Origin of the sequence: Streptomyces sp. NPDC056361, assembly GCF_042262805.1 — a bacterium.
Classification (GTDB): Bacteria; Actinomycetota; Actinomycetes; order Streptomycetales; family Streptomycetaceae; genus Streptomyces.
The window spans coordinates 24,401-48,308 of the sequence record NZ_JBHJQI010000001.1 but is presented as its reverse complement, the minus strand read 5'-3'; the positions used below and the strand labels follow the sequence as shown (position 1 = coordinate 48,308).

Here is a 23,908-nt window from a genome sequence, read left to right as displayed (position 1 = left end):
TCGGTACGGGCAGGGTCGCTCCGGACGGGATGAAAGGAAGGTTAGCCTAACCTACTATCGATCAACAGGGGCGGGGTTCCCCGGAAACGACGGAGCCCGCCGCCCCCGAAGGGGACGACGGGCTCGTGCGCCGATGCAGGCCCGAGCGGGCCTCGGGTCGGTCTCGGCCGGTATCAGGCCGGGAGGCCCAGCTCCCGGGCGATCAGCATGCGCTGGACCTCGCTGGTGCCCTCGCCGATCTCCAGGATCTTCGAGTCGCGCCACATGCGGGCCACCGGGTACTCGTTCATGAAGCCGTAGCCGCCGTGGATCTGGGTGGCGTCACGGGCGTTGTCGACGGCCACGGTGGAGGAGTACAGCTTCGCGATGGCCGCCTCCTTCTTGAAGGACTCGCCGAGGACCAGGCGCGAGGCCGCGTCACGCCAGCCGATGCGGGCCATGTGGGCCTTCATCTCCATGTCGGCGATCTTGAACTGGATGGCCTGGTTGTCGCCGATCGGCCGACCGAACGCGTGGCGCTCGTGCGCGTACTTCACCGACTCGTCCACACAGCCCTGCGCGAGGCCCGTCGCGAGCGCGGCGATGGCGACCCGGCCCTCGTCCAGGATCCGCAGGAACTGCGCGTAGCCGCGGCCCTCCTCGCCGAGGAGGTTCTCCACCGGGACGCGGACGTCGTCGAAGGACAGCTCACGGGTGTCCGAGGCGTTCCAGCCGACCTTGGAGTAGGGGGCGGCGACGGTGAAGCCCGGGGTGCCGGACGGGACGATGATCGAGGAGATCAGCGGGCGCCCGTCGGGCTTGCGGCCGGTGACCGCGGTGACCGTCACCAGACCCGTGATGTCCGTACCGGAGTTGGTGATGAAGCACTTCGAGCCGTTGATGACCCACTCGTCGCCGTCCCGGACGGCCGTCGTGCGGGTGCCGCCGGCGTCGCTGCCCGCGCCGGGCTCGGTCAGGCCGAACGCGCCGAGCATCTCGCCGGCGCACAGCCGCGGCAGCCACGTGCGCTTCTGCTCCTCGGTGCCGAAGAGATGGAGCGGCATCGCGCCGAGCGAGACGCCCGCCTCCAGGGTGATGGCGACGGAGGAGTCGACGCGGGCGAGCTCCTCCAGGGCGATGCCGAGGGCGAGGTAGTCGCCGCCCATGCCGCCGTACTCCTCGGGGAACGGCAGGCCGAAGAGGCCCATGCGGCCCATCTCGGCGACGATCTCGTACGGGAACTCGTGCCGCTCGTAGTAGTCGCCGATCTTCGGGGCGACGACGTCGTGCGCGAACGCCTCGACGGTGCGGCGGAGTTCCTCGTGCTCTTCGGTGAGCCGGTGGTCGAGGGACATGGGTTTCGTCACTCCTTGTGGGAGAGGGCGCGGACGGTACGGGACGGGCTGGGGCGGCCCAGTTGTTCGGCCATCCACCCGCTCGTGGCGGTGAGGGCGGCCAGATCGACCCCGGTCTCGATGCCGAGACCGTCGAGCATCCACACGAGGTCCTCGGTGGCGAGATTCCCGGTCGCGCTCTTCGCGTACGGGCAGCCGCCGAGGCCGCCGGCGGAGGCGTCGACCGTGGTCACCCCGTGCCGCAGCGCGGCCAGGGTGTTGGACAGGGCCTGCCCGTAGGTGTCGTGGAAGTGCACGGCGATACGGGAGGTGGGGACGCCGGCCTCGTTCAGCCCCGTCAGCAGGGCCTGGACGTGGCCGGGGGTGGCGACGCCGATCGTGTCGCCGAGGCTCAGCTCGTCGCAGCCCATGTCGGCCAGGGCCTTGGTCACGCGGACGACCTGCTCGACCGGGACGGCCCCCTCCCAGGGGTCGCCGAAGCACATCGACAAATAGCCGCGGACCTTGAGCCCGGACTCTATGGCCCGGGTGACGGTCGGCCTGAACATCGCGAGCGCCTCGTCGACGGTCCGGTTCAGGTTGGCCTTCGCGAAGGACTCGGTCGCCGAGGCGAACACGGCGACCTCGCGGGCGCCGAGCGCGAGCGCCCGGTCGAGACCCCGCTCGTTCGGGACGAGGACGGGCAGCCGGACCGGCAGGTCGCGGACGAGCGGGAACAGCTCCTCGGCGTCCGCCAGCTGCGGCACCCACTTCGGGTGCACGAAGCTGGTCGCCTCGATCGTGCCGAGCCCCGCGGCGGCGAGCCGCCGCACGAACTCCGCCTTCACCCCGGTCGGGACCGTGGTCTTCTCGTTCTGCAGCCCGTCCCGCGCCCCGACCTCGTGGATCCGGACCCGGGCGGGGAGGGAGGGGTCCCTCACGGTCATCGGCAGGCTCACGCGTCCTCCTCCTCACGCGGCGCGACCACGGCCAGGATCTGGTCCATGGCGACGGTGGTCCCCGGCGTGACGTCCAACTCGGTGACGGTCCCGGCGTGCGGGGCGGAGATGACGTGCTCCATCTTCATCGCCTCCACCACCAGCAGGCTCTGCCCGGCCTCCACCTCGTCCCCGACGGCCACCTTCACCACGGTCACGGTGCCGGGCATCGGCGCCGCCAGCGTGTCCGCGCCGCCGTGCCGCGCCCCGCTGAGCGCGGCCTCGACCGGGTCGTGGTCCAGGACGTTCCAGGAGTCGCCGTCCCGGCCGAGCCAGGAGCCGGCGCGCCGGAAGTGATGGGTGATCCCGTCCACCGTCACGGTCACGGAGGTGTCCGTCACCCGGCCGCCGGCGGGGGCGTCGACCGTCACGGGTTCGAGTCCCGCGACCCGGAACGGGAAGGCGAGGGGCTTCGGCGTGCCGCCGAGGCGGAAGCCGCTCGGCACCGAGAACGGGTCCGTCCAGCCCTCCCGGGGCTCCGGGGCCAGCTCGGCGGCCCGCACGGCCGCCGCCGCCGCGTACACCTCGTCCGGGACGCCCGTCGGGACCAGGGACTCCGCGTCGCGCTCGACCAGGCCGGTGTCCAGCCGGCCGGACACCACGTCCGGGTGGGCGAGGAGGCGGCGCAGGAAACCGGCGTTCGTCGGGACGCCGAGGGTGACCGTGGAGGCGAGAGCGGCGCGCAGCTTGCGCAGGGCCGCCTCGCGGGTGGGCGCGTGGACGATGACCTTGGAGAGCATCGGGTCGTAGAGGGACGAGACCTCCGTGCCCTCCGACAGGCCCGAGTCGGTGCGGACCCCGTCGCCCTGCGGCTCGTGCAGCGACAGGACCGTGCCGCCCGAGGGGAGGAAGCCCCGGGAGGGGTCCTCCGCGCAGATGCGGGCCTCGATCGCCCAGCCGTCCAGGCGGATGTCGTCCTGGGCGAAGGGGAGCGGCTCGCCCGCCGCGACCCGCAGCTGCCACTCCACCAGGTCGACGCCCGTGATGAGCTCGGTGACCGGGTGCTCGACCTGGAGACGGGTGTTCATCTCCATGAAGTAGTACGAGGAGGGGTCGCCGCCCGGGACGATGAACTCGACCGTGCCCGCGCCGACGTAGCCGCAGGAGCGCGCCGCCTCGACCGCCGCCGCGCCCATCGCGGCGCGGATCTCGGGGGTGAGGAGGACGCTGGGCGCCTCCTCGATGATCTTCTGGTGGCGGCGCTGGAGGGAGCACTCGCGCTCGCCGAGGTGGATCACGTTGCCGTGGGTGTCGGCGAGGACCTGGATCTCGATGTGCCGGGGGCGGTCGATCCAGCGCTCCACGAGGAGCGTGTCGTCGCCGAACGAGGAGCGGGCCTCGCGGCGGGCCGCCGCGATCTCGTCCGTCAGCGTCGCCAGGTCGCGGACCAGCCGCATGCCCTTGCCGCCGCCGCCCGCGCTCGGCTTCAGCAGGACGGGGGCGCCCAGTTCGCGGGCGGCCGCCTCCAGCTCGGGGTCGGCGGCACCCGGCACCACCGGGACGCCCGCCGCCTTCACGGTCTCCTTCGCGCGGATCTTGTCGCCCATGAGGGAGATCGCCGCGGCGGACGGGCCGATGAAGACCAGCCCGGCGTCGGCGCAGGCCTGCGCGAACCCGGCGTTCTCGGCGAGGAAGCCGTAACCCGGGTGGACGGCCTGCGCGCCGGTGCGGCGGGCCGCGTCGAGCAGCGCCGGCACGGACAGGTAGGACTCGGCGGCCGGCGGCGGGCCGATCCGCACCGCCGTGTCCGCCTCCCGCACGTGGCGGGCGTCGGCGTCCGCGTCGCTGTAGACGGCCACCGAGCGCACGCCCATCTCCCGCAGGGTGCGGATGACGCGGACGGCGATCTCGCCCCGGTTGGCCACGAGGACGGTGTCGAACATGCTCTGCATCTTCTGGGGGCCCTTCACATCCGGAAGACGCCGAACTGGGGGTCACCCAGGGGCGCGTTGGCACAGGCGGTCAGGGCGAGGCCGAGGACCTGCCGGGTCTCCAGCGGGTCGATGACCCCGTCGTCCCACAGCCGGGCGGACGCGTAGTAGGCGTTGCCCTGGCTCTCGTACTGCTCGCGGATCGGGGCCTTGAAGGCCTCCTCGTCCTCGGCGCTCCACTCGTCGCCGAGCTGGTCGCGCTTGACGGTCGCGAGGACGGACGCCGCCTGCTCGCCGCCCATGACCGAGATCTTGGCGTTGGGCCACATCCACAGGAAGCGGGGGGAGTAGGCCCGGCCGCACATCGAGTAGTTGCCCGCGCCGTACGAGCCGCCGACGACGACCGTCAGCTTCGGCACCCGGGTGGTGGCCACGGCCGTGACCATCTTGGCGCCGTGCTTGGCGATGCCGCCGTGCTCGTACGCCTTGCCGACCATGAAGCCGGTGATGTTCTGCAGGAAGACGAGCGGGATCCCGCGCTGGTCGCACAGCTCGATGAAGTGCGCGCCCTTCTGGGCGGACTCGGCGAACAGGATGCCGTTGTTGGCGACGATGCCGACCGGGTGGCCGTGGATCCGGGCGAAGCCGGTGATCAGCGTCTGCCCGTACTCGGACTTGAACTCCTGGAAGCGGGAGCCGTCCACCACCCGGGCGATGACCTCGCGCACGTCGTACGGGGTGCGGGAGTCCACCGGCACCGCGCCGTACAGGCCGTACGGGTCGACCTTCGGCTCCTCGGCCGGCTCGACCGACCAGGGGAGCGGGCCGCGCTCGGGGAGCGTGGCCACGATGTTCCGGACGATCCGCAGCGCGTGGGCGTCGTCCTCGGCCAGGTGGTCGGTGACGCCGGAGATCCGCGAGTGGACCTCGCCGCCGCCCAGCTCCTCGGCCGTGACGACCTCACCGGTGGCCGCCTTCACCAGCGGCGGACCGCCGAGGAAGATCGTGCCCTGGTTCCGCACGATCACGGCCTCGTCGCTCATCGCCGGCACGTACGCGCCGCCGGCCGTGCACGAGCCCATGACCGCCGCGATCTGCGGGATGCCCGCGCCGGACATCCTGGCCTGGTTGAAGAAGATCCGCCCGAAGTGCTCCCGGTCGGGGAAGACCTCGTCCTGCATCGGCAGGAAGGCGCCGCCCGAGTCGACCAGGTAGAGGCAGGGGAGACGATTCTCCAGCGCCACCTCCTGGGCCCTGAGGTGCTTCTTCACCGTCATCGGGTAGTACGTGCCGCCCTTGACGGTCGCGTCGTTGGCGACGATCACGCACTCCCGGCCGGAGACCCGGCCGATGCCCGCGATGACGCCGGCCGCGGGGGCCTGGTCGCCGTACATGCCGTCCGCCGCGAGCGGGGCCAGCTCCAGGAAGGGCGAGCCCGGGTCGAGGAGGGTGTCCACCCGGTCCCGCGGCAGCAGCTTCCCGCGCGCGGTGTGCCGGGCCCGGGACTTCTCACCGCCGCCCAGGGCGGCCTTCGCGAGCTTGGCGCGCAGGGTCGCCGCCAGCTCGTGATGGGCCGCCTCGTTGGCCTGCCAGGCCGCGGACGCGGGGTCCGCCGCGCTCGTCAGCACAGGTGCCTGCTGCATCCCTCGAGCTCCCTTGCTCGGTTAATGAGCGTTAACGTACGTCGCCCAGGTTAACGACCGCTAACGGGGTTGTCTAGAATCGAATCCATGACCACGACCCCCGCCTCGACCTCGATCGCCACCGGCAGGACCGATGCCCCGACGCGGCGCGAGCAGATCCTCAAGGAGGCCGCCCGCCTCTTCGCGGCCCGTGGCTTCCACGGCGTGGGCGTGGACGAGATAGGAGCCGCCGTCGGCATCAGCGGCCCCGGCCTCTACCGCCACTTCCCGGGCAAGGACGCGATGCTCGCCGAACTGCTCGTCGGCATCAGCGAGCGGCTCCTCGACGGCGGCCGGCTGCGCGTCGGCGAGGCCGACGGAGACCCCCGGGCCCTCCTCCGCGCCCTCATCGACGGCCACATCGACTTCGCCCTCGACGACCGCCCGCTCATCACCCTCCACGACCGCGAGCTCGACCGCCTCAAGGACGAGGACCGCAAGCGGGTCCGCCAGCTCCAGCGCCAGTACGTCGAGCTCTGGGTCACCGTCGTCCGCGAGCTCTACCCCGACGCCGCCGAGTCGGAGGCCCGCACCGCCGTCCACGCCGTCTTCGGCCTCCTCAACTCCACCCCCCACCTCGCCGCCCTCGGCCGCGGCCCCATGGAGGACCTCCTCAGGCGGCTGGCCGACGGGGCGTTCGGGGCGCTGGGGCGGTAGCGGCGGGCGGACCGCCAGGCCGTCTCTTCCGGATCTCGCCGGGCGCGGCGCGGCGGCCGCTCACAGCTCGACGTCGGCGCCCACGACGTCCTCGTCGTCGCTCTCGGCCTCCGCCCCGAGCTGGGTCTCGATGAAGGCCCGGATACGGCGCTCGACCGTGTTCTGGAGGAAGGCGAACTCGGACTCCGTGATCGTTCCGCGCTTCGCGTCCATGATCTGCCGGTGCACGAGGTCACGCCCGAGGGGGCTGACGATCGTGATCTCGTAACTGATCCAGTCCGCCATCAGCGGTGCGCCGGCCAGGATGGGCGGCGCGGCGGGATTCGACTGCTCCGGCGCGTTCTCCATGGTCGCCCGCACCCGCAGCTCGATGGCGTAGCCCTCCGTGCGCAACTGGCGCACATAGCGGCGCAGGCCTATCTCCATGGCCAGCTGCTCGGTGTTCACGGCGTTGGTGCCGATCACGAGGTTCTGCGGAATGTTCGGCCCGCTGTCGCCGTCGCCGATCAGATGGCACCACTCGTACTTGGCCAGGACGCCCGGCTTGCCCCCCATGGACCCCCGGGCGTCCATCCACTCGTGTGCCTGGGTGTTCGCCATGGCCTGGGAGGTGCTCCGCCCCGCCGTGCGCCGATCGTGGAGGGGCGGCTCGGAATGGCGCACCTGCTCGCGCGCGGACCCGGTCAGCCCGGCCATGAGGTACGCGTGGTCGAACGCGGCCCCGGTCATGAACCGCCGGTCGTCGTCCAGGAACCGGTCGTCGGGCCGGTCTTCCTCGACGAGGAAGACGAACGGGTGCGTGTCGTCCGAGGGGAGCGCGACGAACTCGTGCTCCTGCGGCCCGAGCTGCTCGTCCGGGTCCAGTCCGAAGAGCTCGGCGATGTCCGCGACGTCCTGACCGGGTGCCCAGGCGTAGCCCGGATTGGGAGCCCACCGGTGCTCGAACAGATACGTCCTGCCCTGCGAACCGCGTCCGTTCGACCGGGGGGTCTGGGTGAGCACCCGGAAGACCATCCCCGGGTTGATGTGCGTCTCGGACGCCGCGTCATTGGCCAGCTCGACCCGGTAGTTGAAGTAGGCGGAGTGGTAGTTCGCGATGAAGCTGGTCTGCAGGGAGCCGCCGCGTGTGGCCGTGTTCGGGGGCCGCCAGCCGGCGTCCCGGTAGACGGTGATCGTGTCCACGTCGCCGTAGTCGGCGTCCGGATGCGCCGCCCCCTCGGGCAGGGAAGGGGGAGAGCCCTCGCACACGGCTGGGATGACCAGCGTGTGGAGCCTCGCCATGGCCTCCGCCTGCGCTTCGCGCACGTCCCTCTCGGCGCGGGGCCGGCTCAACTGGTGCGGGGTCCAGGCCAGGTTGTACAGGTCCAGGGACGGAAAGGACGCGCTCTGCTGCGAGGCCTGGCTGCTCACGGTGGCCTGGCTCGACTGGCTGCCGTAGTCGGACTGCTGGGTCCCCATGTGGAGGTCGCCGTCCGTGTCGAGGCTTCCCGGGCTTCCGTTCCACATGCGCTGGACGGGCGTCTGCGCCCAGGGGTGTCCCGCGCCCTGGAGGAGTCCGGCGACGGCGGCGTTCCCGGCGCTCCGCTGGAGTGCCAGGAGGCCCCGGAGCCGCGCGTCCGGCTCGTCCGCACGTACGTGCTCCGGCGTACGGTCGCCGTTGGTCCTGATCGGCACGGGGTTCTCGTCGCTGCGCAAGGGAGCCTCTTTCGGCACAGAGGTACGGGCTCCCCCTGGATACGCGGGGCAGGAGGGGCGCGACGAGGAACCGAAGGGCAGCACCGGGGGCAGCGTCGGCGGTCCGGGCAGTCCGCCGGCGCCCGACGGAACCCGGGGGACAACCGGTCCACGGGGCGGAACCGGTTGTCCCGTCGGCATGGTGCTCGGACAGAATGAGCACCATGCCGATACTCAGCCGCGCCGCCCTTGTCGAGCACCTCGTCCGCACCCGGATCGCGGGAGACGTCGCCACCCCGCGCGACAACAACCTCTCCCACTACCGCAAGCTCGCCAACGGCGACCGGCACTACTGGTTCGGCCTCGAGTTCGGCGACCGCTGGACCGACGAGCAGGACGTGCTCGCCGTCATGGCCGAACGCTGCGGCGTCATCGACGACCCCGCCCACCGGGCCGGCCAGGACACCATCGACCCCGAACTCACCGTCGACGGCCTCGACCGGCTGGCCGCCCGGCTGCGCAAGGCCGCCGCGGGCCGGGAGCGCGTCCTCTTCGCGACCGGCCACCCCGGCGCGCTCATCGACGTCCACAGCCGGGTCGCCGCCGCGCTGCGCGCCCAGGGCTGCGACATCGTGCGCATCCCCGGCGGGCTCGTCGCCGACGAGGGGTACGTCGTGCAGTTCGCCGACGTGGCCGTCTTCGAACGCGGGGCCAGCCTCTGGCACACCCACTCCCCGCAGCCGATGAACGCGATCCTCGACGCGCTCGGGGAGTCCGGGCGGCCGGACCTCGTCGTCGCCGACCACGGCTGGGCCGGGCGCGCCGGTCAGCGCGGCATCGACGCCGTCGGCTACGCGGACTGCAACGACCCGGCGCTGTTCCTCGCCGAGGCCGAGGGCACCCTCCAGGTCGCCGTCCCCCTCGACGACCACGTCCTCGACCCGCGCTTCTACGAGCCGCTGACGGCGTACACGCTGAACGCGGCGGGCCTCGCCTGACCGGCCGCCGTCCGATCAGGCGGGCTCCGGCGGCCTGGGCCGGCGCTGCGCCACGCCCGGCGTCGGGTCCAGGTAGACGCGGCGGATCGACGGGAAGCGTTCGCGGAGTTGGGCCTCCGCGTCCTCGCACGCCCATTCCACCTGCTCCGCGGACGCCACGTCCCGGAAGTCGATCTTCGCCGCGACCAGGACCTCCCCGGGTCCCTGGATCAGGGTGATCAGGTCGAGGACGTCGACGACGTGCGGGACGGTCAGGATCTCCTCGCGGATGCCGGACCGCATCTGCGACGGGGCCGGGCGGCCGATGAGGAGTTCGGCGTTGGAGCGGCCGAGGACCCAGGCCACGTACACGAGCAGGACGCCGATGAGGATCGACGCGATGCCGTCCCAGACGCCGGAGCCGGTGAGCTGGCCGCCGAGGAGGCCGGCGGCCGCGAGCATGAGGCCGGTGAGGGCGGCGGAGTCCTCCATGACGACGGCCTTGACGGTGGTGTCGGGGGTGCGCCGCAGGTAGGCGGCGAAGGGGGCCCTCATGCGTTCGGCCTCCGCCTTGACCTGCCGGACGCCGGTCCGGAGGGAGAAGCCCTCCAGGACGAAGGCGACGCCGAGGACGATGTACGAGATCGTCGGGTCGCCGAGCTCCTCGCCGTGGGCGAGGGTGTGGATGCCGTCGTAGACGGAGAAGACCGCGCCGCCGACGAAGGTCGCGACGGCCGCCAGCATCGCCCACACGTACCGTTCGCCCGCGTAGCCGAGGGGATGGTCCTCGTCGGCGGGCTTCTCGCTCCGCTTGAGCGCGGTGAGCAGCATGACCTCGGTGACGGTGTCGGCGACCGAGTGGGCGGCCTCGGAGAGCATGGCGCTGGAGCCGCTGACGAGGCCCGCGACGACCTTGGCGGCGGCGATCCCGAGGTTCGCCGCCGCCGCCACGATCACCGTGAAGGTGCTTTCGCTGTTTTCCGTCATGAATCGGACGGTATGTTCGGTCGTCAGCGCGGGACGCGAACGACACCCTCCTGGATGACGGAGATCGCGAGCCGCCCGTCCTGCGTGTAGATCCGGGCCTGGCCGAGGCCGCGCCCGCCGGACGCGGTCGGCGACTCCTGGTCGTACAGGAGCCATTCGTCGGCCCGGAAGGGCCGGTGGAACCACATGGCGTGGTCGAGGGAGGCCCCGACGACGTCGCCGACGGCCCAGCCGCCGCGCCCGTGGGCGAGGAGGACCGAGTCGAGCAGCGTCATGTCGGAGACGTACGTGGCGAGGACGACGTGCAGCAGGGGGTCGTCGGCCAGTTTCCCGTTGGTGCGGAACCAGACCTGGGAGCGGGGTTCGCGCGGGGTGCCGACCGTTCCCCACGGGGGCGTCTCGGCGTAGCGGAGGTCGACGGCCGCGCGGGCCTCGATCAGCCGGTCCGCGACCTCGCGGGGGAGGTCGCGGGGGAGCATCTCGGCGGGCGTCTCCAGCGACTCCGGGTCGGGCGCGGGCGGCATCTCCACCTGGTGGTCGAGCCCCTCCTCGTACGTCTGGAAGGACGCCGCGAGGTGGAAGATCGGCCGGCCGTGCTGGATCGCGACCACCCGGCGGGTGGTGAAGGAGCGGCCGTCGCGGATCCGGTCGACGTTGTAGACGATCGGCGCGCCCGGGTCGCCGGCGCGCAGGAAGTACGCGTGGAGCGAGTGGGCGAGCCGGTCGGCCGGGACGGTCCGGCCCGCCGCCACCAGCGCCTGGGCGGCCACCTGGCCGCCGAAGACGCGGGGGACGATCGAGGGCCGGGACTCGCCCCGGAAGATGTCCTGCTCGATCTGCTCCAGGTCGAGGAGATCGAGCAGGTCATCCAGAGCCGTGTGCGCGTCGGGCACTTACAGGCCCATCGACTTGGCGATGATCGACTTCATGATCTCGCTGGTGCCGCCGTAGATGCGGTTGACGCGGTTGTCGGCGTAGAGGCGGGCGATCGGGTACTCGTTCATGTAGCCGTAGCCGCCGTGCAGCTGGAGGCAGCGGTCGATGACGCGGTGGGCGACCTCGGTGCAGAAGAGCTTGGCGCTCGCGGCCTCGGCCGGGGTCAGCTCGCCGGCGTCCAGGGCCTCCAGGGCGCGGTCGGCGACGGCCTCGGCGGCGTCGACCTCGGCCTGGCAGGCGGCCAGCTCGAACTTGGTGTTCTGGAAGTGCGCGACCGGCTTGCCGAAGACCGTGCGGTCCGTGACGTACTGCTGGGCGAAGCGGACGGCGGCCTTGGCCTGGGCGTAGGCGCCGAAGGCGATGCCCCAGCGCTCGGAGGCCAGGTTGTGGCCCAGGTAGTAGAAGCCCTTGTTCTCCTCGCCGAGCAGGTCCTCGACCGGCACCTTCACGTCGACGAACGCCAGCTCGGCGGTGTCGGAGGTGCGCAGGCCGAGCTTGTCCAGCTTGCGGCCGATGGAGTAGCCCTCGGACTTGGTGTCCACGGCGAAGAGGGAGATGCCGTGGCGGCGGTCCTCGGCGGTGGGGGCGGAGGTGCGGGCGCAGACGATCACGCGGTCGGCGTGGACGCCGCCGGTGATGAAGGTCTTGGCGCCGTTGAGGACGTAGTGGGTGCCGTCCTCGGAGAGCTTGGCGGTGGTCTTCATGCCCGCGACGTCGGAGCCGGTGCCCGGCTCGGTCATGGCGAGCGCCCACATCTCCTCGCCGGTGACGAACTTCGGCAGGTAGCGCTTCTTCTGCTCGTCGGTGGAGAGCATCTTGATGTAGGGCAGGGCGAGCAGCACGTGCACGCCGGAGCCGCCGAACTGGACGCCCGCGCGCGAGGTCTCCTCGTACAGGACGGCCTCGAACTTGTGGGTGTCCAGGCCCGCGCCGCCGAACTCCTCGGGCACGTTGATGCCGAAGATGCCCAGCTCGCCCAGCTTGTCGTAGAACTCGCGCGGCGCCTGGCCCGCGGCGAACCACTCGTCGTAGACCGGGACGACCTCGGCCTCGATGAAGGCGCGGATGGTCTCCCGGAACGCCTCGTGGTCCTCGTTGAATACGGTACGGCGCACGGTGCGTCTCCTCCGGTGTGCGGGCGGGCCCAGTTGTCTAAGCGCTTGCTCAGCCTGTCGTCTACGAAGTTACCCATCGGTCACCCACCCTGTCCAGACTCCTCGCCTGTGATCCAGGCCCGCCCCACGGAGTCGTACCCGTACACGGGCCGCCCCTTCGCCCCGCTCGTCCGAAAGGGTGCGCCGTCCTCGTCCCCGATCCGGACCGTGCCCCGGCGCCCCTCCGAGCTCCACTCCAGCTCCAGGTACCAGCGGCAGTCGCACCCCGCCGCCCCCGCCGAGACCAGCAGCTCCTCCGGCTCGGCGGCGCTGACCGCGTACGGGAACGAGACCGCCGGGAGCGTCCGGCCCTCCTCCCCGGAGGCGTCGTACCCGTCCAGCGCCCGCGCCACCGGCCGCGGCCGGTCCAGGTCCACCTCGAAGCGGCGCGGCGTCACGGCCCCGCCGCACCCGTCGTCCATCCGGTACGCCGCCCACGGCAGCGGCGCGCCCCGCTCCACCACCCGCACGTGCAGCGCCTGGAGCACCACCGCCGCCGCGCCCTTCCCCTGCACCGACACCCGCACCAGCGTCTCCCCGCCGTCCACGGCCCCCTGCGCCGCCGCCCAGCTCCGCGCGTCGGCCGCCTCCGGCGGGGGAGCGGGCGTCCGCTCCACGAGGTAGGTGTGCCCGCACCCGTTCTTCCAGAGGTCCGAGGCGACCGTCCACGTCAGCGGCGCCGGTGATTCGGCGGCCCGCTCCCGGGTCTTCCCGGGCAGGAGTACGGCTCCGAGCGTCACCGTCCCCACGACCGCCAGCGCCCCGCAGACCACGCCCACCCACCCCCACCGACGCCTCCGCCGCTCGGACGGGAGGCCCGGCACGCGCGCGTGCACGGGTTCCGGCTCGGGCTCGGGCGCCGGCTCGGGGACCGGCGCGGGCTCCGGCACAGCTTCCGGGGCCGGCTCCGGCTCCGGGCCGGGCTCGGGCTTCGGCTCCGCGCCGGGCTCGGGCGCGGGCGCGGGCTCCGGTGCCGGAGGGCGGCGGGCGCCGTCCGCGCGGGTCCAGGCCGCCTCCAGGGCGCGCCGCTCCTCCTCGTCCGCACCGCACAGCAGGGCGAGGCGGTCGACCACGGCGAACTCCTCCGGGACGGTCGCGCCGGAGCAGTAGCGGTGGAGGGTGGACGCGCTGACGCTCAGGCGCCGGCCCAGCGCCTCGTAACTCCTCCCGTCCCGCGCCTTCAGCGCGCGCACGAGCCGCGCGAACTCCTCGACGGCGGCGTCCTTCGGCATTCCATCCCCCTCGCCCCTGCGTCCCACCCCTCACGTCCTTGCACGTCAGCGGGGGTGGAATGGTTCCGGGACGGACGGTGGGCGCGTCACCGTTGCAGGCGGCGGGACGCCGGCCCGACGCTGGTCGAGCACTGACCGAACGACCCGACGGGGGATCCACCACCATGAGCAAGCTCCGTACCGCACTCGCCACCGCCGCCGCTGCCGCCCTGGGCCTCGCGGCCCTCGCCACGGCCCCGGCGCAGGCCGCTGCCCAGCCCGCCTTCCTCGCCGCCTCCCAGATGCCGCCGTCGTCGACGCCGTGGACCGCCACCCAGGTCTTCACCGGCGTCCCGGAGAACGGCGGCGCCCTCTGCGCCCCGTACAAGATCCCGGCGCAGAACACCCGCTACCGCGAGTTCGGCACCGAGCTCGACACCAACGGCGTCCAGATCACCACCGTCGCCCGCACCGAGGCCGACGCCGTGAAGCTGGTCGACACCCTCCGCAAGGCCCTCGCCGGCTGCGGCCCCCTCCTTGAGCGGCAGAACCCGGGCCTGCGCGCCGTCAGCGCCTCCCACGGCACGCTCGCCGTCGAGGAGGGTGCCTGGGTCTACAGCCTGGACACCGCCGACCCGCAGATCGGCACCACCGACATCCACCTCTTCTCCGTCGGCCGTGACGGCCGCACCGTCACCTTCGTCCGCTGGGGCCAGATGGGCGACTTCGAGGACGCCCCCCTGACCGCCTTCCGCACGACGACCCGCACCGCCGTGAACAAGATCTGGCCCTGACACAGTGTCATCTCGACGGATGGCGAACTACTCAGAGTGACCGTCAGGTCGCGGGGTACCGCCGTTCGGGGGATACTGAGAGGTGGGTTTCCGACGTCGGCGTGCTCGTGCGTCCAGCCGAGCGGCCCATCCGTCATCAGACCGGTACCGGTCGGGGGGACCGTTTCGAATGTGATGCGAAAGGACGCGTCATGGAACTCGAACTCGAAGCCCTCCCCGACGAGGTCATCGCCGAGATCGAGGTGCGGGACCGCTGGAGGCGCGCCACGGCCGCCGACGGCCTGGAGTTCCTCGTCACCGACATCGGGAAGTGGCCCCTGGGCAAGACGGTGCGGGTGGCGTTCCTCGACGGGAACGACCAGCTGCACGCGGACATCGAGGGTGCGACGAAGCAGATCACCGACGCCTGCAACCTGACGCTCGACTTCGGGCGGAACGGCGGGACCTACCGGAGATGGACCCCGGCCGACACGGTCCTGGCCGCCGAGGTCCGGGTCAGCTTCGACCTGCCGGGCTACTTCTCCCTGGTGGGCACCGACAGCACCGACAGCTCCATCGGCGCGGGAGGGGGTCAGGTCGGCGGCAACCCCGGCCAGCGCAGCCTCAACCTCGGGCGGTACGCGACGAACAGGCCCGCCCAGTGGGAGGGCACCGTTCGGCACGAGTTCCTGCACGCCCTGGGGTTCCACCACTCCCACCAGAACATGCGCGGCACCTGCGAGGGCGAGTTCCGCTGGGAGGACGAGGTCGGGTACGTCCCCACCCAGGACCCGGCCGGCACCTTCGTGGCGGACGCCCAGGGCCGGCGCCCCGGCATCTACACGTACCTCGCGGGCGCGCCGAACCGGTGGCCGCGGGCGAAGGTGGACCACAACCTGCGCACCGTGGACGCCCCGGATCTCGTCGCCGGGCCGTTCGACACGAAGTCCGTGATGCTGTACCGGTTCCCGGCCTTCTTCTACAAGTCCACCCCCAGCAGCTGCGCGCCGAACGGCAACGGGCAGAACCTGTCGGACGGCGACAAGCGCGGGCTCGGGCTGCTGTACCCGCACGCCGTGGACGCGTTGGCGGACCGTCAGGCCCGTGCCGACGCGGTCCTCGAGGCGCTCGGGGCCGGCCCGGAAGGGGTTCCCGAGGCGAACGGCGGCGACCTGGCCGGGGCGTACCGCAGCCGGGTCGAGGAACTGGCCGCCGAGGCCGCGAGCGCCCGCTGACCTCACCGGGACTTGAGCGCGAACCACAGCTCCATCCGTACGTCGGGGTCGTCCAGGTCCCGGTCGAGGAGCGCGGTGCAGCGGGTGATCCTCTGCCGGACGGTGTTGCGGTGGATGTCCAGGGCCGCCGCCGTCCGGTCCCAGCTGCCGTGCAGCGAGAGCCAGACCCGCAGGGTCTCGGCCAGCGGCTCGGTGAGCGGGGCGAGGAGGCCCGCGGCGTACGCGGCGGCCTCCTCGCGGTCCACCAGCGCCGCGAACCCGCCGGCCCGGTGCCGCACCAGGGCCGTCCGGGTGGCCTCCGCCCTGCGCAGCGCCCTCGCCGCCTGCGCGTCCCCGGCCGCCAGCTCCTCGGCCCCCACCGGCGCCCCGGCCCCGAGCGTCCACCCCGGCTGGGCCGTCACCTCGACCGAGGCGGGCAGCAGCAGCCGCACGGGAGAGGGGCGCGCGTCGCCGCCGACGGCCGGGTCGAGGCCGAGACGCTGATCGGCGCCCGCCCCCACACCGGCGGCGCCACCCCCGATGCCGGCGGTGCTTCCCCCGATGCCGGGGGTGCCGCCCCCCACGCCGGTGGTGCGGCCCTCCACACCAGTGGTGCCTCCCCCGATGCCGGTGGTGCCGCCCTCCACGCCAGGGGTGTCGCCCCCCGCGTCCACCAGTGCCGTTCCCAGTGCCGCCGCGAGCGAGGTCGCCGCGAAGGGGGTGCCGTCGCCGCCCCGGGCGTGCACCACCGTCCAGGGGCCGGGGCCGAGCGAACGCGCGACCTCGGCCGGGGGCGCGCCGAGGAGCAGTCGGACCAGGGACGCGTCGCGTACGGTCACGTCCGCGCCCCGGTGCGGGGCCGTGAGGAGCGAGAGCAGGACGACGGCGACGCCCGCGATCGTGTGGTCGCCGGGGCCGCGGCGGTCCGTCGCCACGCCGAGGGTCAGGCCGTCCCCGCCGCCGAGGGCGTACGCCGCGAGTCGCAGCCCGCCGCCGTCCCCGCTCGCCGAGGCCGGGCCGCCCGGGCGCGGGCCGAGGACGCCCGCCAGCTCCCGCAGGGCGCGGGCCGCCTCCGCCGGGACCTCACGGCCGGCCGCCACGGACTCCGTGCCGTCCGGCGCGAAGAGGACCGCCCGCCCCGCGAGCCGGGACGCGAGCGCGCCGAGCACCGCGGGGACGGGGGCCGGGCGGGCGGCGGCCGTGGCGAGGGACTGCTGGGCCTCGGTCACCCGGCGCAGCTCGTACAGCCTGGCCTCCGCCATCAGCCGCCACAGCGCCCGCGCGACGGCGGTGAACGGCGTCCTCGGCGGCACCTCGACCAGCGGGAGGCCGTGCCGCGCGCAGGCCTCGACGAGCCCGGCCGGGACGGTGTCGTACACCGGCGTCACCCCGAAGGCGAGCGCCGCGGCCCCCGCCTCCACGACCCGCCCGACGTAGTGCGCCGGGTCGGTGAGCTGGACGCCCGCCGTCATCAGCAGCTCGCCGCCCAGGAGGTACGGATAGGGGTCGGCCATCTCCGAGGTGTGCACCCAGTGCAGCGGTACGTCGCCGGGCCCGGCGAGCAGCCGCAGACCGAGGTCCGGGTGCGCGAGCAGCGCGGCCAGCGGGACCGGCGGCGCGGGGGGAGTGGAGCCGGGCCCGGGCTCCGGGGCGGTCGGTGCGGTCATCGGAGTGGCCCCTTCGTACATTCACGGTCCGTACAGTGGAGGGAACGTACACTTCAATGTCGCTTTCGGGCCACTTACCGTCGAGCCGGACCCACCGACACCCCCAGGAGGACCCCGACCATGAGCAGCAGCGACCAGAACACCCCGCGCGGCCCGATCGACTCGTCCCGCATCCCGCGGTACGCCGGTCCCGCGACGTTCGCCCGGCTGCCGCGGCTCGACGAGGTCGGCACCGCCGACGTCGCCGTGGTCGGCATCCCCTTCGACAGCGGCGTCTCCTACCGCCCCGGCGCGCGCTTCGGCGGCAACGCCATCCGCGAGGCCTCCCGCCTGCTCCGCCCCTACAACCCGGCGCAGGACGCCTCCCCGTTCGCCCTCGCCCAGGTCGCGGACGCCGGCGACATCGCCGCCAACCCGTTCAACATCAACGAGGCCGTCGAGACCATCGAGGCCGCCGCCGACGACCTGCTCGCCACCGGCGCCCGCATGATGACCCTCGGCGGCGACCACACCGTCGCCCTGCCGCTGCTGCGCTCCGTCGCCAAGAAGCACGGCCCGGTCGCCCTGCTCCACTTCGACGCGCACCTCGACACCTGGGACACCTACTTCGGCGCCGAGTACACCCACGGCACCCCGTTCCGCCGCGCCGTCGAGGAGGGCATCCTCGACACCTCCGCCCTCTCCCACGTCGGCACCCGCGGCCCGCTCTACGGCAAGCAGGACCTCACCGACGACGAGAAGATGGGCTTCGGCATCGTCACCTCCGCGGACATCTACCGCCGGGGCGCCGACGAGGTCGCCGACCAGCTGCGCCAGCGCATCGGCGACCGCCCGCTGTACATCTCCATCGACATCGACTGCCTCGACCCTGCCCACGCCCCCGGCACCGGCACCCCCGAGGCCGGCGGCATGACCTCCCGCGAGCTCCTGGAGATCCTCCGCGGCCTGTCCTCCTGCAACCTGGTCTCCGCCGACGTCGTCGAGGTGGCCCCCGCCTACGACCACGCCGAGATCACCGCGGTCGCCGCGTCGCACACGGCCTACGAGCTGACGACGATCATGAGCCGCCAGATCGCGGCGAGCCGCACCTCGATGTGACGCCGGTCGGGTCGTGGGCATACGTTCCGCAGGGCGGAACGGGTGGGCACGACCCGACCACCGGGCCGCACCCGATCGTCGAGCCACGCCCAGAGGGACCCCATGACCCACGACCACGACCTCGTGCTGCGACCCACGGAGGCGCAGACCGCCGCCGCGCTCAATCCGCCGAAGGGCCGCACCGGCGGTGACCTCGTCATCGAGACGCTGTCGGGGCTGGGTGCGACGACCGTCTTCGGCCTCCCCGGCCAGCACGCGCTCGGAATGTTCGACGCGCTGCGCCGGTCGCCGCTCCGGTACGTGGGCCTCCGGGTGGAGAACAACGCCGGCTTCGCCGCCGACGCGTACGGCCGCATCACGGGCGAGGCGGCCCCGCTGCTGCTGTCCACCGGACCCGGCGCGCTGATGTCGCTCGCCGCGCTCCAGGAGGCGGCGGCCGCGTCGGCCCCGGTCCTCGCGATCGGCAGCCAGATCCCGGTGGCCGGGCTCGGCGGCGGACGCCACGGCTACCTGCACGAGCTGCGCGACCAGCAGGCCTCGTTCAGGGACGTCGTGAAGTCCGTGCACACCGTCCGCACCCAGTCCCAGATCCCGTCCGCGCTCGCGGCGGCCTGGGAGTCGGCGCTGACGGCCCCGCACGGGCCGGTGTGGGTGGAGATCCCGCAGGACGTGCTCACCGCCGAGACCCTCCTGCCCGTGGTCACGGCGATGGACGCGACGCCCGAGGACGTCGCACCGCGCCCGGAGCTCACCGCGGTCGCGGCCGACCTGCTGACGAGGGCGGAGCGGCCGGCGATCATCGCGGGCGGCGGCGTCGTGCGCTCCGACGCGTCCGGCAAGCTGCGGGCCCTGGCGGAGCTGATCGACGCGCCCGTCGTCACCACCTTCGGCGGCAAGGGCGCGTTCCCGTGGGCGCACCCGCTGTCGCTCCAGTCCTGGCTGGAGGACCGGCACACCACCGACTTCCTGGAGGACGCCGACGTCCTCCTCGTCGTGGGCTCCGGGCTCGGCGAACTGTCCTCGAACTACCACACGTTCGCGCCGCGCGGCCGGGTGATCCAGATCGAGGCCGACGCCGGGAAGCTGGAGTCCAACCATCCGGCGCTGGGCATCCACGCGGACGCGCGGCTCGCCCTCCAGGCCCTCCTGGAGACGGCCGGGAAGCGCACCGACCCGACCGCGGCCGAGCGGGTCTCGGCCGTCCTGACCAAGGTCAGGGAGCGGATCGCCGCCCAGGACCTCGGCCTGGAGCAGCGGGTCGTCGCGGCGGTGCGGAAGGCGCTGCCGGCCCGGGCGCCGAGCTTCTGGGACATGACGATCCTGGCCTACTGGGCCTGGTCGGCGTTCGACGCCCGGCACCCCAACACCATGCACTCCGCCCAGGGCGCCGGCGGCCTCGGCTACGCCTTCCCCGCCGCCCTCGGCGCGGCCGTCGCCGACCCGTCCGAGCCGGTCCTCGCGGTCTCCGGCGACGGCGGCGCGATGTACTCGATCGCGGAGCTGGCCACGGCGAAGCAGTACGGGCTCGACGTGACCTGGCTGATCGTCGACGACGGCGGCTACGGCATCCTGCGCGAGTACATGACGGACGCCTTCGGCGAGACCACGGGCACCGAGCTGACCCGCCCCGACTTCGTCGCGCTGGCCGAGTCCTTCGGCGTCCCCGCCACCCTCACCGACCCCGACCACCTGGCGACGCACCTCGCCGAGGCCCTCGCGACCCCCGGCCCCTCCGTCGTGGTCCTCCCGGCCCTCCTCCGCATGTTCGAACCGACCCACCTCTGAGCGCCCCCGCGGGTGCGCGTGCGGTACGGGTGACGTCCGGTCCCTGGTCCTAGGACCAGGGACCGGTTTCGTCCCCGGGTTTGTTGCGGTGGGATGAAATCGCACGTCGGCCGCGTTGGGAGTTCCGGTAGAGCAGGACGAGCGGGAGGCCACTGGTGGCGGAGACCGGGCGGAAACAGCAGGGGTGGGCGCGGAGGCTGGCCGGGTACGCGTGGCGGTACAAGGCGAACACGCTGCTGGCACTCGGGTCCTCGCTCGCGGGCATGGCCGTGCTGGCCTTGGTGCCGCTGGTGACCAAGGTGATCATCGACGACGTGATCGGGACGAAGACCCGGGACCTCGCGGTGTGGACCGGACTCCTGATCGGCGCCGCGGTCCTCGTCTACGTCCTGACGTACGTCCGCCGGTACTACGGGGGCCGCCTCGCCCTCGACATCCAGCACGACCTGCGCACGGACATGTACCGGACGATCACGCGGCTCGACGGGCGGCGGCAGGACGAGCTGTCCACCGGGCAGGTGGTGGGGCGGGCGACCAGCGACCTCCAGCTGATCCAGGGCCTGCTGTTCATGCTGCCGATGACGATCGGCAACTTCCTGCTGTTCTTCATCTCGCTGGCCGTCATGGCCTGGTTGTCGGTCCCGCTCACCCTGGTTGCGCTCGCCGTCGCCCCCGCCCTGTGGTTCATCGCCAAGCGCAGCCGCACCCGCCTCCACCCGGCCACCTGGCACGCCCAGCAGCAGGCCGCGGCCGTCGCCGGCGTCGTCGACGGGGCCGTGACCGGCGTCCGGGTCGTGAAGGGCTTCGGGCAGGAGGACCAGGAGACCGGCAAGATCAGGGAGGCCGGGCGGAAGCTGTTCGCCGGCCGGCTCCGGACGGTCAGGCTGAACGCGAAGTACACCCCCGCGCTCCAGGCCGTCCCCGCCCTCGGCCAGGTCGCCGTCCTCGCCCTCGGCGGCTGGCTCGCCTACCGCGGGCAGATCACCCTCGGCACCTTCGTCGCCTTCTCCGCCTACCTGGCCTCGCTCGTCGGCCCGGTCCGGATGCTCGCCGTGGTCCTCACCATCGGCCAGCAGGCCCGCGCCGGCGTCGAGCGGGTCGTCGAGCTCATCGACACCGAGCCCGCCATCCAGGACGGCACCAGGGAACTGCCGGCCGACGTGCCCGCGACCGTCGAGTTCGACGACGTGTCCTTCGCCTACCAGGACGGCACCCCCGTCCTCGACGGCTTCTCCCTGGAGATCCGGCCCGGCGAGACCGTCGCCGTCGTCGGCGCCTCCGGCTCCGGAAAGTCGACCGTCTCGCTGCTCCTGCCCCGCTTCTACGACGTGACCCACGGCGCCGTCCTCGTCGGCGGCCACGACGTCCGCGAGCTCACCCTCGACTCCCTGCGCGCCGCGATCGGACTCGTCCCCGAGGACTCGTTCCTCTTCTCCGACACCGTCCGCGCCAACATCGCGTACGGCGCCCCGGACGCCACCCCGGAGCAGATCGAGACCGCCGCACGCGCCGCCCAGGCCGACCGGTTCATCGCCGAGCTGCCCGACGGGTACGACACCAAGGTCGGCGAGCACGGCCTCACCCTCTCCGGCGGCCAGCGCCAGCGCCTCGCACTGGCCCGCGCGATCCTCACCGACCCCCGCCTGCTGCTCCTCGACGACGCCACCTCCGCCGTCGACGCCAAGGTCGAGCACGAGATCCACGAGGCGCTGAAGTCGGTGATGGCGGGTCGTACGACCCTGCTCATCGCGCACCGCCGCTCCAGCCTCGGCCTCGCCGACCGGATCGCCGTCCTGGACGGCGGCCGGCTCTCCGACATCGGCACCCACGAGGAACTGGAGGAGCGCTCGGAGCTCTACCGGCGGCTCCTCACCGACCCCGACGAGCTGGGGGCCGTCTCGCCCGGCCACGCGGCGGCGTCAGCCGAGCCTCCCGAGGACCGCATGCTGCGGGCCGAGCTGGACGCCGAGTTCGACGCCGAGCGGGGCATCACCCCCACCCTGTGGGTGCGGGACGGCGCCGCCGACCGGGAGAGCGCCGCGCCCGGCGCCACCCCCGAACTGCTCGCCGCCGTCGCCGCCCTGCCGCCCGCCGTCGACACCCCCGCCGTCGACGAGACCCGGGCCGTCTCGGCGGAGGACGCGTACGGCCTGCGCAGGCTGCTCCGCGGCTTCGGCGCCCCGCTGCTCATCAGCCTCGGGCTCGTCGCCCTCGACGCCGGCGCGGGCCTCCTGCTGCCGGTCCTGATCCGGCACGGCATCGACGAGGGCGTGAACCGGCTGGCGATCGGCGCCGTCTGGGCGGCCTCCGCGCTCGCCCTGGTCACCGTGCTCGTGCAGTGGGTCGCGCAGACCGCCGAGACCCGCATGACGGGCCGTACCGGCGAGCGGGTCCTCTACGCGCTGCGCCTCAAGATCTTCGCCCAGCTCCAGCGGCTCGGCCTCGACTACTACGAGCGCGAGCTCACCGGCCGGATCATGACCCGGATGACCACGGACGTGGACGCCCTGTCGACGTTCCTGCAGACGGGCCTGGTCACCGCCTTCGTCTCGGTCGTGACCTTCTTCGGGATCATGGTCGCGCTGCTCGTGCTCGACCTCCAGCTCGCCCTGGTCGTCTTCGCGACCCTGCCCGTCCTCGCCGTCGCCACGTACTTCTTCCGCCGGTCGAGCGTGCGGGCGTACGAGCTGGCGCGCGACCGGATCAGCGTCGTCAACGCCGACCTCCAGGAGTCCGTCACCGGCCTCCGGATCGTGCAGGCCTTCCGCCGCGAGCAGGCCGTCGCGGACCGGTTCGGCGCCCGCAGCGAGGAGTACCGCGCGGCGCGCGTCCGGGGCCAGTGGCTGATCTCGGTCTACTTCCCGTTCGTCACGCTGCTGTCCTCCGCCGCGGCCGCCGCCGTCATGATCGTCGGTGCGAACCGCATCGAGGCCGGCACGCTCACCACCGGCGCCCTCGTCGCCTACCTCCTCTACATCGACCTCTTCTTCGCCCCCGTCCAGCAGCTCTCGCAGGTCTTCGACGGCTACCAGCAGGCCTCCGTCTCGCTGAAGCGGATGCAGGAGCTGCTCCGGGAGCCGACGTCCACGGCCCCCGCCGCCGCGCCCCTCGGCGTGCGGTCGCTGCGCGGCGAGATCGCCTTCGAGGACGTGTCCTTCGGATACGGCTCCGCCGACGCGGGCGAGGAGGCGCTCACCGGCATCGACCTGCGCATCCCCGCCGGGCAGACCGTCGCCTTCGTCGGCGAGACCGGCGCCGGCAAGTCCACCCTCGTCAAGCTGGTCGCGCGGTTCTACGACCCGACGGGCGGCCGGGTCACGGCCGACGGCACCGACCTGCGGGACCTCGACCTCACCGCGTACCGCCACCGGCTCGGCGTCGTCCCGCAGGAGTCGTACCTCTTCGCCGGGACGATCCGCGACGCCGTCGCGTACGGCCGTCCCGAGGCGACCGACGCCGAGGTCGAGGCGGCGGCCCGCGCGGTCGGCGCCCACGACATGATCGCCACGCTCGACGGCGGCTACCTCCACGAGGTCGCCGAGCGGGGACGGAACCTGTCCGCGGGGCAGCGCCAGCTCATCGCGCTCGCCCGCGCCGAACTCGTCGACCCGGACATCCTGCTCCTCGACGAGGCCACCGCCGCCCTCGACCTCGCCACCGAGGCGCAGGTCAACCGGGCCGCCGACCGCCTCGCCGGCCGCCGCACCACGCTCGTCGTCGCCCACCGCCTCACCACGGCCGCCCGCGCCGACCGTGTGATCGTCATGGACCACGGCCGGGTGGCCGAGGACGGCACCCACGACGAACTCCTCGCCCTCGGCGGCCGGTACGCCGCCCTCTGGAGCACCTTCATCGGGGAGGCCGAACCCGAGCGGGTCTGACCTCCCCCGCAGCGCACGAACGCGGCCGAC

17 protein-coding genes are annotated in these 23,908 nt (G+C 73.1%); 7 read left to right on the top strand and 10 right to left on the bottom strand.

Annotation, left to right across the window (positions count from 1 at the left end):
- Window positions 1-173: 173 nt before the first annotated feature.
- Genes ACFCY7_RS00185 through ACFCY7_RS00170 form a run of 4 tightly spaced genes read right to left on the bottom strand, consistent with a single transcriptional unit; the run spans window position 174 to window position 5,825 of the window.
- Window positions 174-1,334, bottom strand: coding sequence for an acyl-CoA dehydrogenase family protein (locus ACFCY7_RS00185; protein ID WP_362557035.1), 1,161 nt, complete (start codon window positions 1,332-1,334; stop codon window positions 174-176).
- 8 nt (window positions 1,335-1,342) lie between these two features.
- A complete protein-coding gene (locus ACFCY7_RS00180) occupies window positions 1,343-2,272 on the bottom strand; it encodes a hydroxymethylglutaryl-CoA lyase (protein WP_376480172.1) in 930 nt (309 codons plus the stop codon).
- Window positions 2,269-4,203 carry an acetyl/propionyl/methylcrotonyl-CoA carboxylase subunit alpha gene (locus ACFCY7_RS00175; RefSeq protein ID WP_376480171.1) on the bottom strand — a complete coding sequence of 645 codons (1,935 nt, stop codon included), beginning with the start codon at window positions 4,201-4,203 and terminating at the stop codon, window positions 2,269-2,271. The genes ACFCY7_RS00180 and ACFCY7_RS00175 overlap by 4 nt, the downstream gene beginning before the upstream one ends.
- A gap of 14 nt (window positions 4,204-4,217) precedes the next feature.
- Window positions 4,218-5,825: a carboxyl transferase domain-containing protein gene (locus tag ACFCY7_RS00170; protein WP_367824136.1), complete on the bottom strand. Its 1,608-nt coding sequence runs from the start codon at window positions 5,823-5,825 to the stop codon at window positions 4,218-4,220.
- 87 nt (window positions 5,826-5,912) lie between these two features.
- Between ACFCY7_RS00170 and ACFCY7_RS00165 the strand changes: the two genes are divergently transcribed.
- Window positions 5,913-6,521: a TetR/AcrR family transcriptional regulator gene (locus tag ACFCY7_RS00165; RefSeq protein WP_376480170.1), complete on the top strand. Its 609-nt coding sequence runs from the start codon at window positions 5,913-5,915 to the stop codon at window positions 6,519-6,521.
- 60 nt (window positions 6,522-6,581) lie between these two features.
- Here the strand turns inward: ACFCY7_RS00165 and ACFCY7_RS00160 are convergent, their stop codons facing one another.
- Window positions 6,582-8,216 (bottom strand): hypothetical protein, encoded by a 1,635-nt coding sequence (locus ACFCY7_RS00160; protein WP_376480169.1) that lies wholly within the window; start codon window positions 8,214-8,216, stop codon window positions 6,582-6,584.
- Between the two features lie 203 nt (window positions 8,217-8,419).
- On the opposite strand from ACFCY7_RS00160, the gene ACFCY7_RS00155 reads away from it, so the two are divergent.
- Complete coding sequence (locus ACFCY7_RS00155) at window positions 8,420-9,193, top strand: phosphatase (protein ID WP_376480168.1); 774 nt, start codon at window positions 8,420-8,422, stop codon at window positions 9,191-9,193.
- Window positions 9,194-9,208: 15 nt separating this feature from the next.
- On the opposite strand, the gene ACFCY7_RS00150 is transcribed toward ACFCY7_RS00155, so the two are convergent.
- The 4 genes from ACFCY7_RS00150 to ACFCY7_RS00135 form a co-directional block, all read right to left on the bottom strand.
- The gene (locus ACFCY7_RS00150; protein WP_376480167.1) at window positions 9,209-10,159 is read right to left on the bottom strand and encodes a cation diffusion facilitator family transporter; all 951 of its coding nucleotides are present in this window, start codon (window positions 10,157-10,159) and stop codon (window positions 9,209-9,211) included.
- 23 nt (window positions 10,160-10,182) lie between these two features.
- Window positions 10,183-11,052: an acyl-CoA thioesterase gene (locus ACFCY7_RS00145; RefSeq protein WP_376480166.1), complete on the bottom strand. Its 870-nt coding sequence runs from the start codon at window positions 11,050-11,052 to the stop codon at window positions 10,183-10,185.
- A complete protein-coding gene (locus ACFCY7_RS00140) occupies window positions 11,053-12,210 on the bottom strand; it encodes an acyl-CoA dehydrogenase family protein (RefSeq protein WP_017237177.1) in 1,158 nt (385 codons plus the stop codon).
- Between the two features lie 80 nt (window positions 12,211-12,290).
- Window positions 12,291-13,481, bottom strand: a complete 1,191-nt coding sequence (locus ACFCY7_RS00135) for a helix-turn-helix domain-containing protein (protein WP_376480165.1) — start codon at window positions 13,479-13,481, stop codon at window positions 12,291-12,293.
- A 164-nt stretch (window positions 13,482-13,645) separates the two neighbouring features.
- Here ACFCY7_RS00135 and ACFCY7_RS00130 point away from each other — a divergent pair, with 164 nt between their 5' ends.
- Together ACFCY7_RS00130 and ACFCY7_RS00125 are read left to right on the top strand one after the other, a co-directional pair.
- A complete protein-coding gene (locus ACFCY7_RS00130) occupies window positions 13,646-14,254 on the top strand; it encodes a hypothetical protein (protein WP_376480164.1) in 609 nt (202 codons plus the stop codon).
- Window positions 14,255-14,445: 191 nt separating this feature from the next.
- Window positions 14,446-15,468, top strand: coding sequence for a hypothetical protein (locus ACFCY7_RS00125; RefSeq protein WP_376480163.1), 1,023 nt, complete (start codon window positions 14,446-14,448; stop codon window positions 15,466-15,468).
- A 2-nt stretch (window positions 15,469-15,470) separates the two neighbouring features.
- Here the strand turns inward: ACFCY7_RS00125 and ACFCY7_RS00120 are convergent, their stop codons facing one another.
- Entirely contained in the window at window positions 15,471-17,114 is a 1,644-nt protein-coding gene (locus tag ACFCY7_RS00120; RefSeq protein WP_376480162.1) for a PucR family transcriptional regulator, read from the bottom strand.
- 120 nt (window positions 17,115-17,234) lie between these two features.
- Here ACFCY7_RS00120 and speB point away from each other — a divergent pair, with 120 nt between their 5' ends.
- From speB to ACFCY7_RS00105, 3 genes are all read left to right on the top strand, one after another.
- On the top strand, window positions 17,235-18,212 hold the full coding sequence (gene speB / locus ACFCY7_RS00115; protein WP_017237185.1) for an agmatinase: 978 nt from the start codon (window positions 17,235-17,237) through the stop codon (window positions 18,210-18,212).
- A 102-nt stretch (window positions 18,213-18,314) separates the two neighbouring features.
- A complete protein-coding gene (locus ACFCY7_RS00110) occupies window positions 18,315-19,997 on the top strand; it encodes a thiamine pyrophosphate-binding protein (protein WP_376480161.1) in 1,683 nt (560 codons plus the stop codon).
- 155 nt (window positions 19,998-20,152) lie between these two features.
- Entirely contained in the window at window positions 20,153-23,878 is a 3,726-nt protein-coding gene (locus tag ACFCY7_RS00105; protein ID WP_376480160.1) for an ABC transporter ATP-binding protein, read from the top strand.
- The last annotated feature ends 30 nt before the right edge of the window (window positions 23,879-23,908 follow it).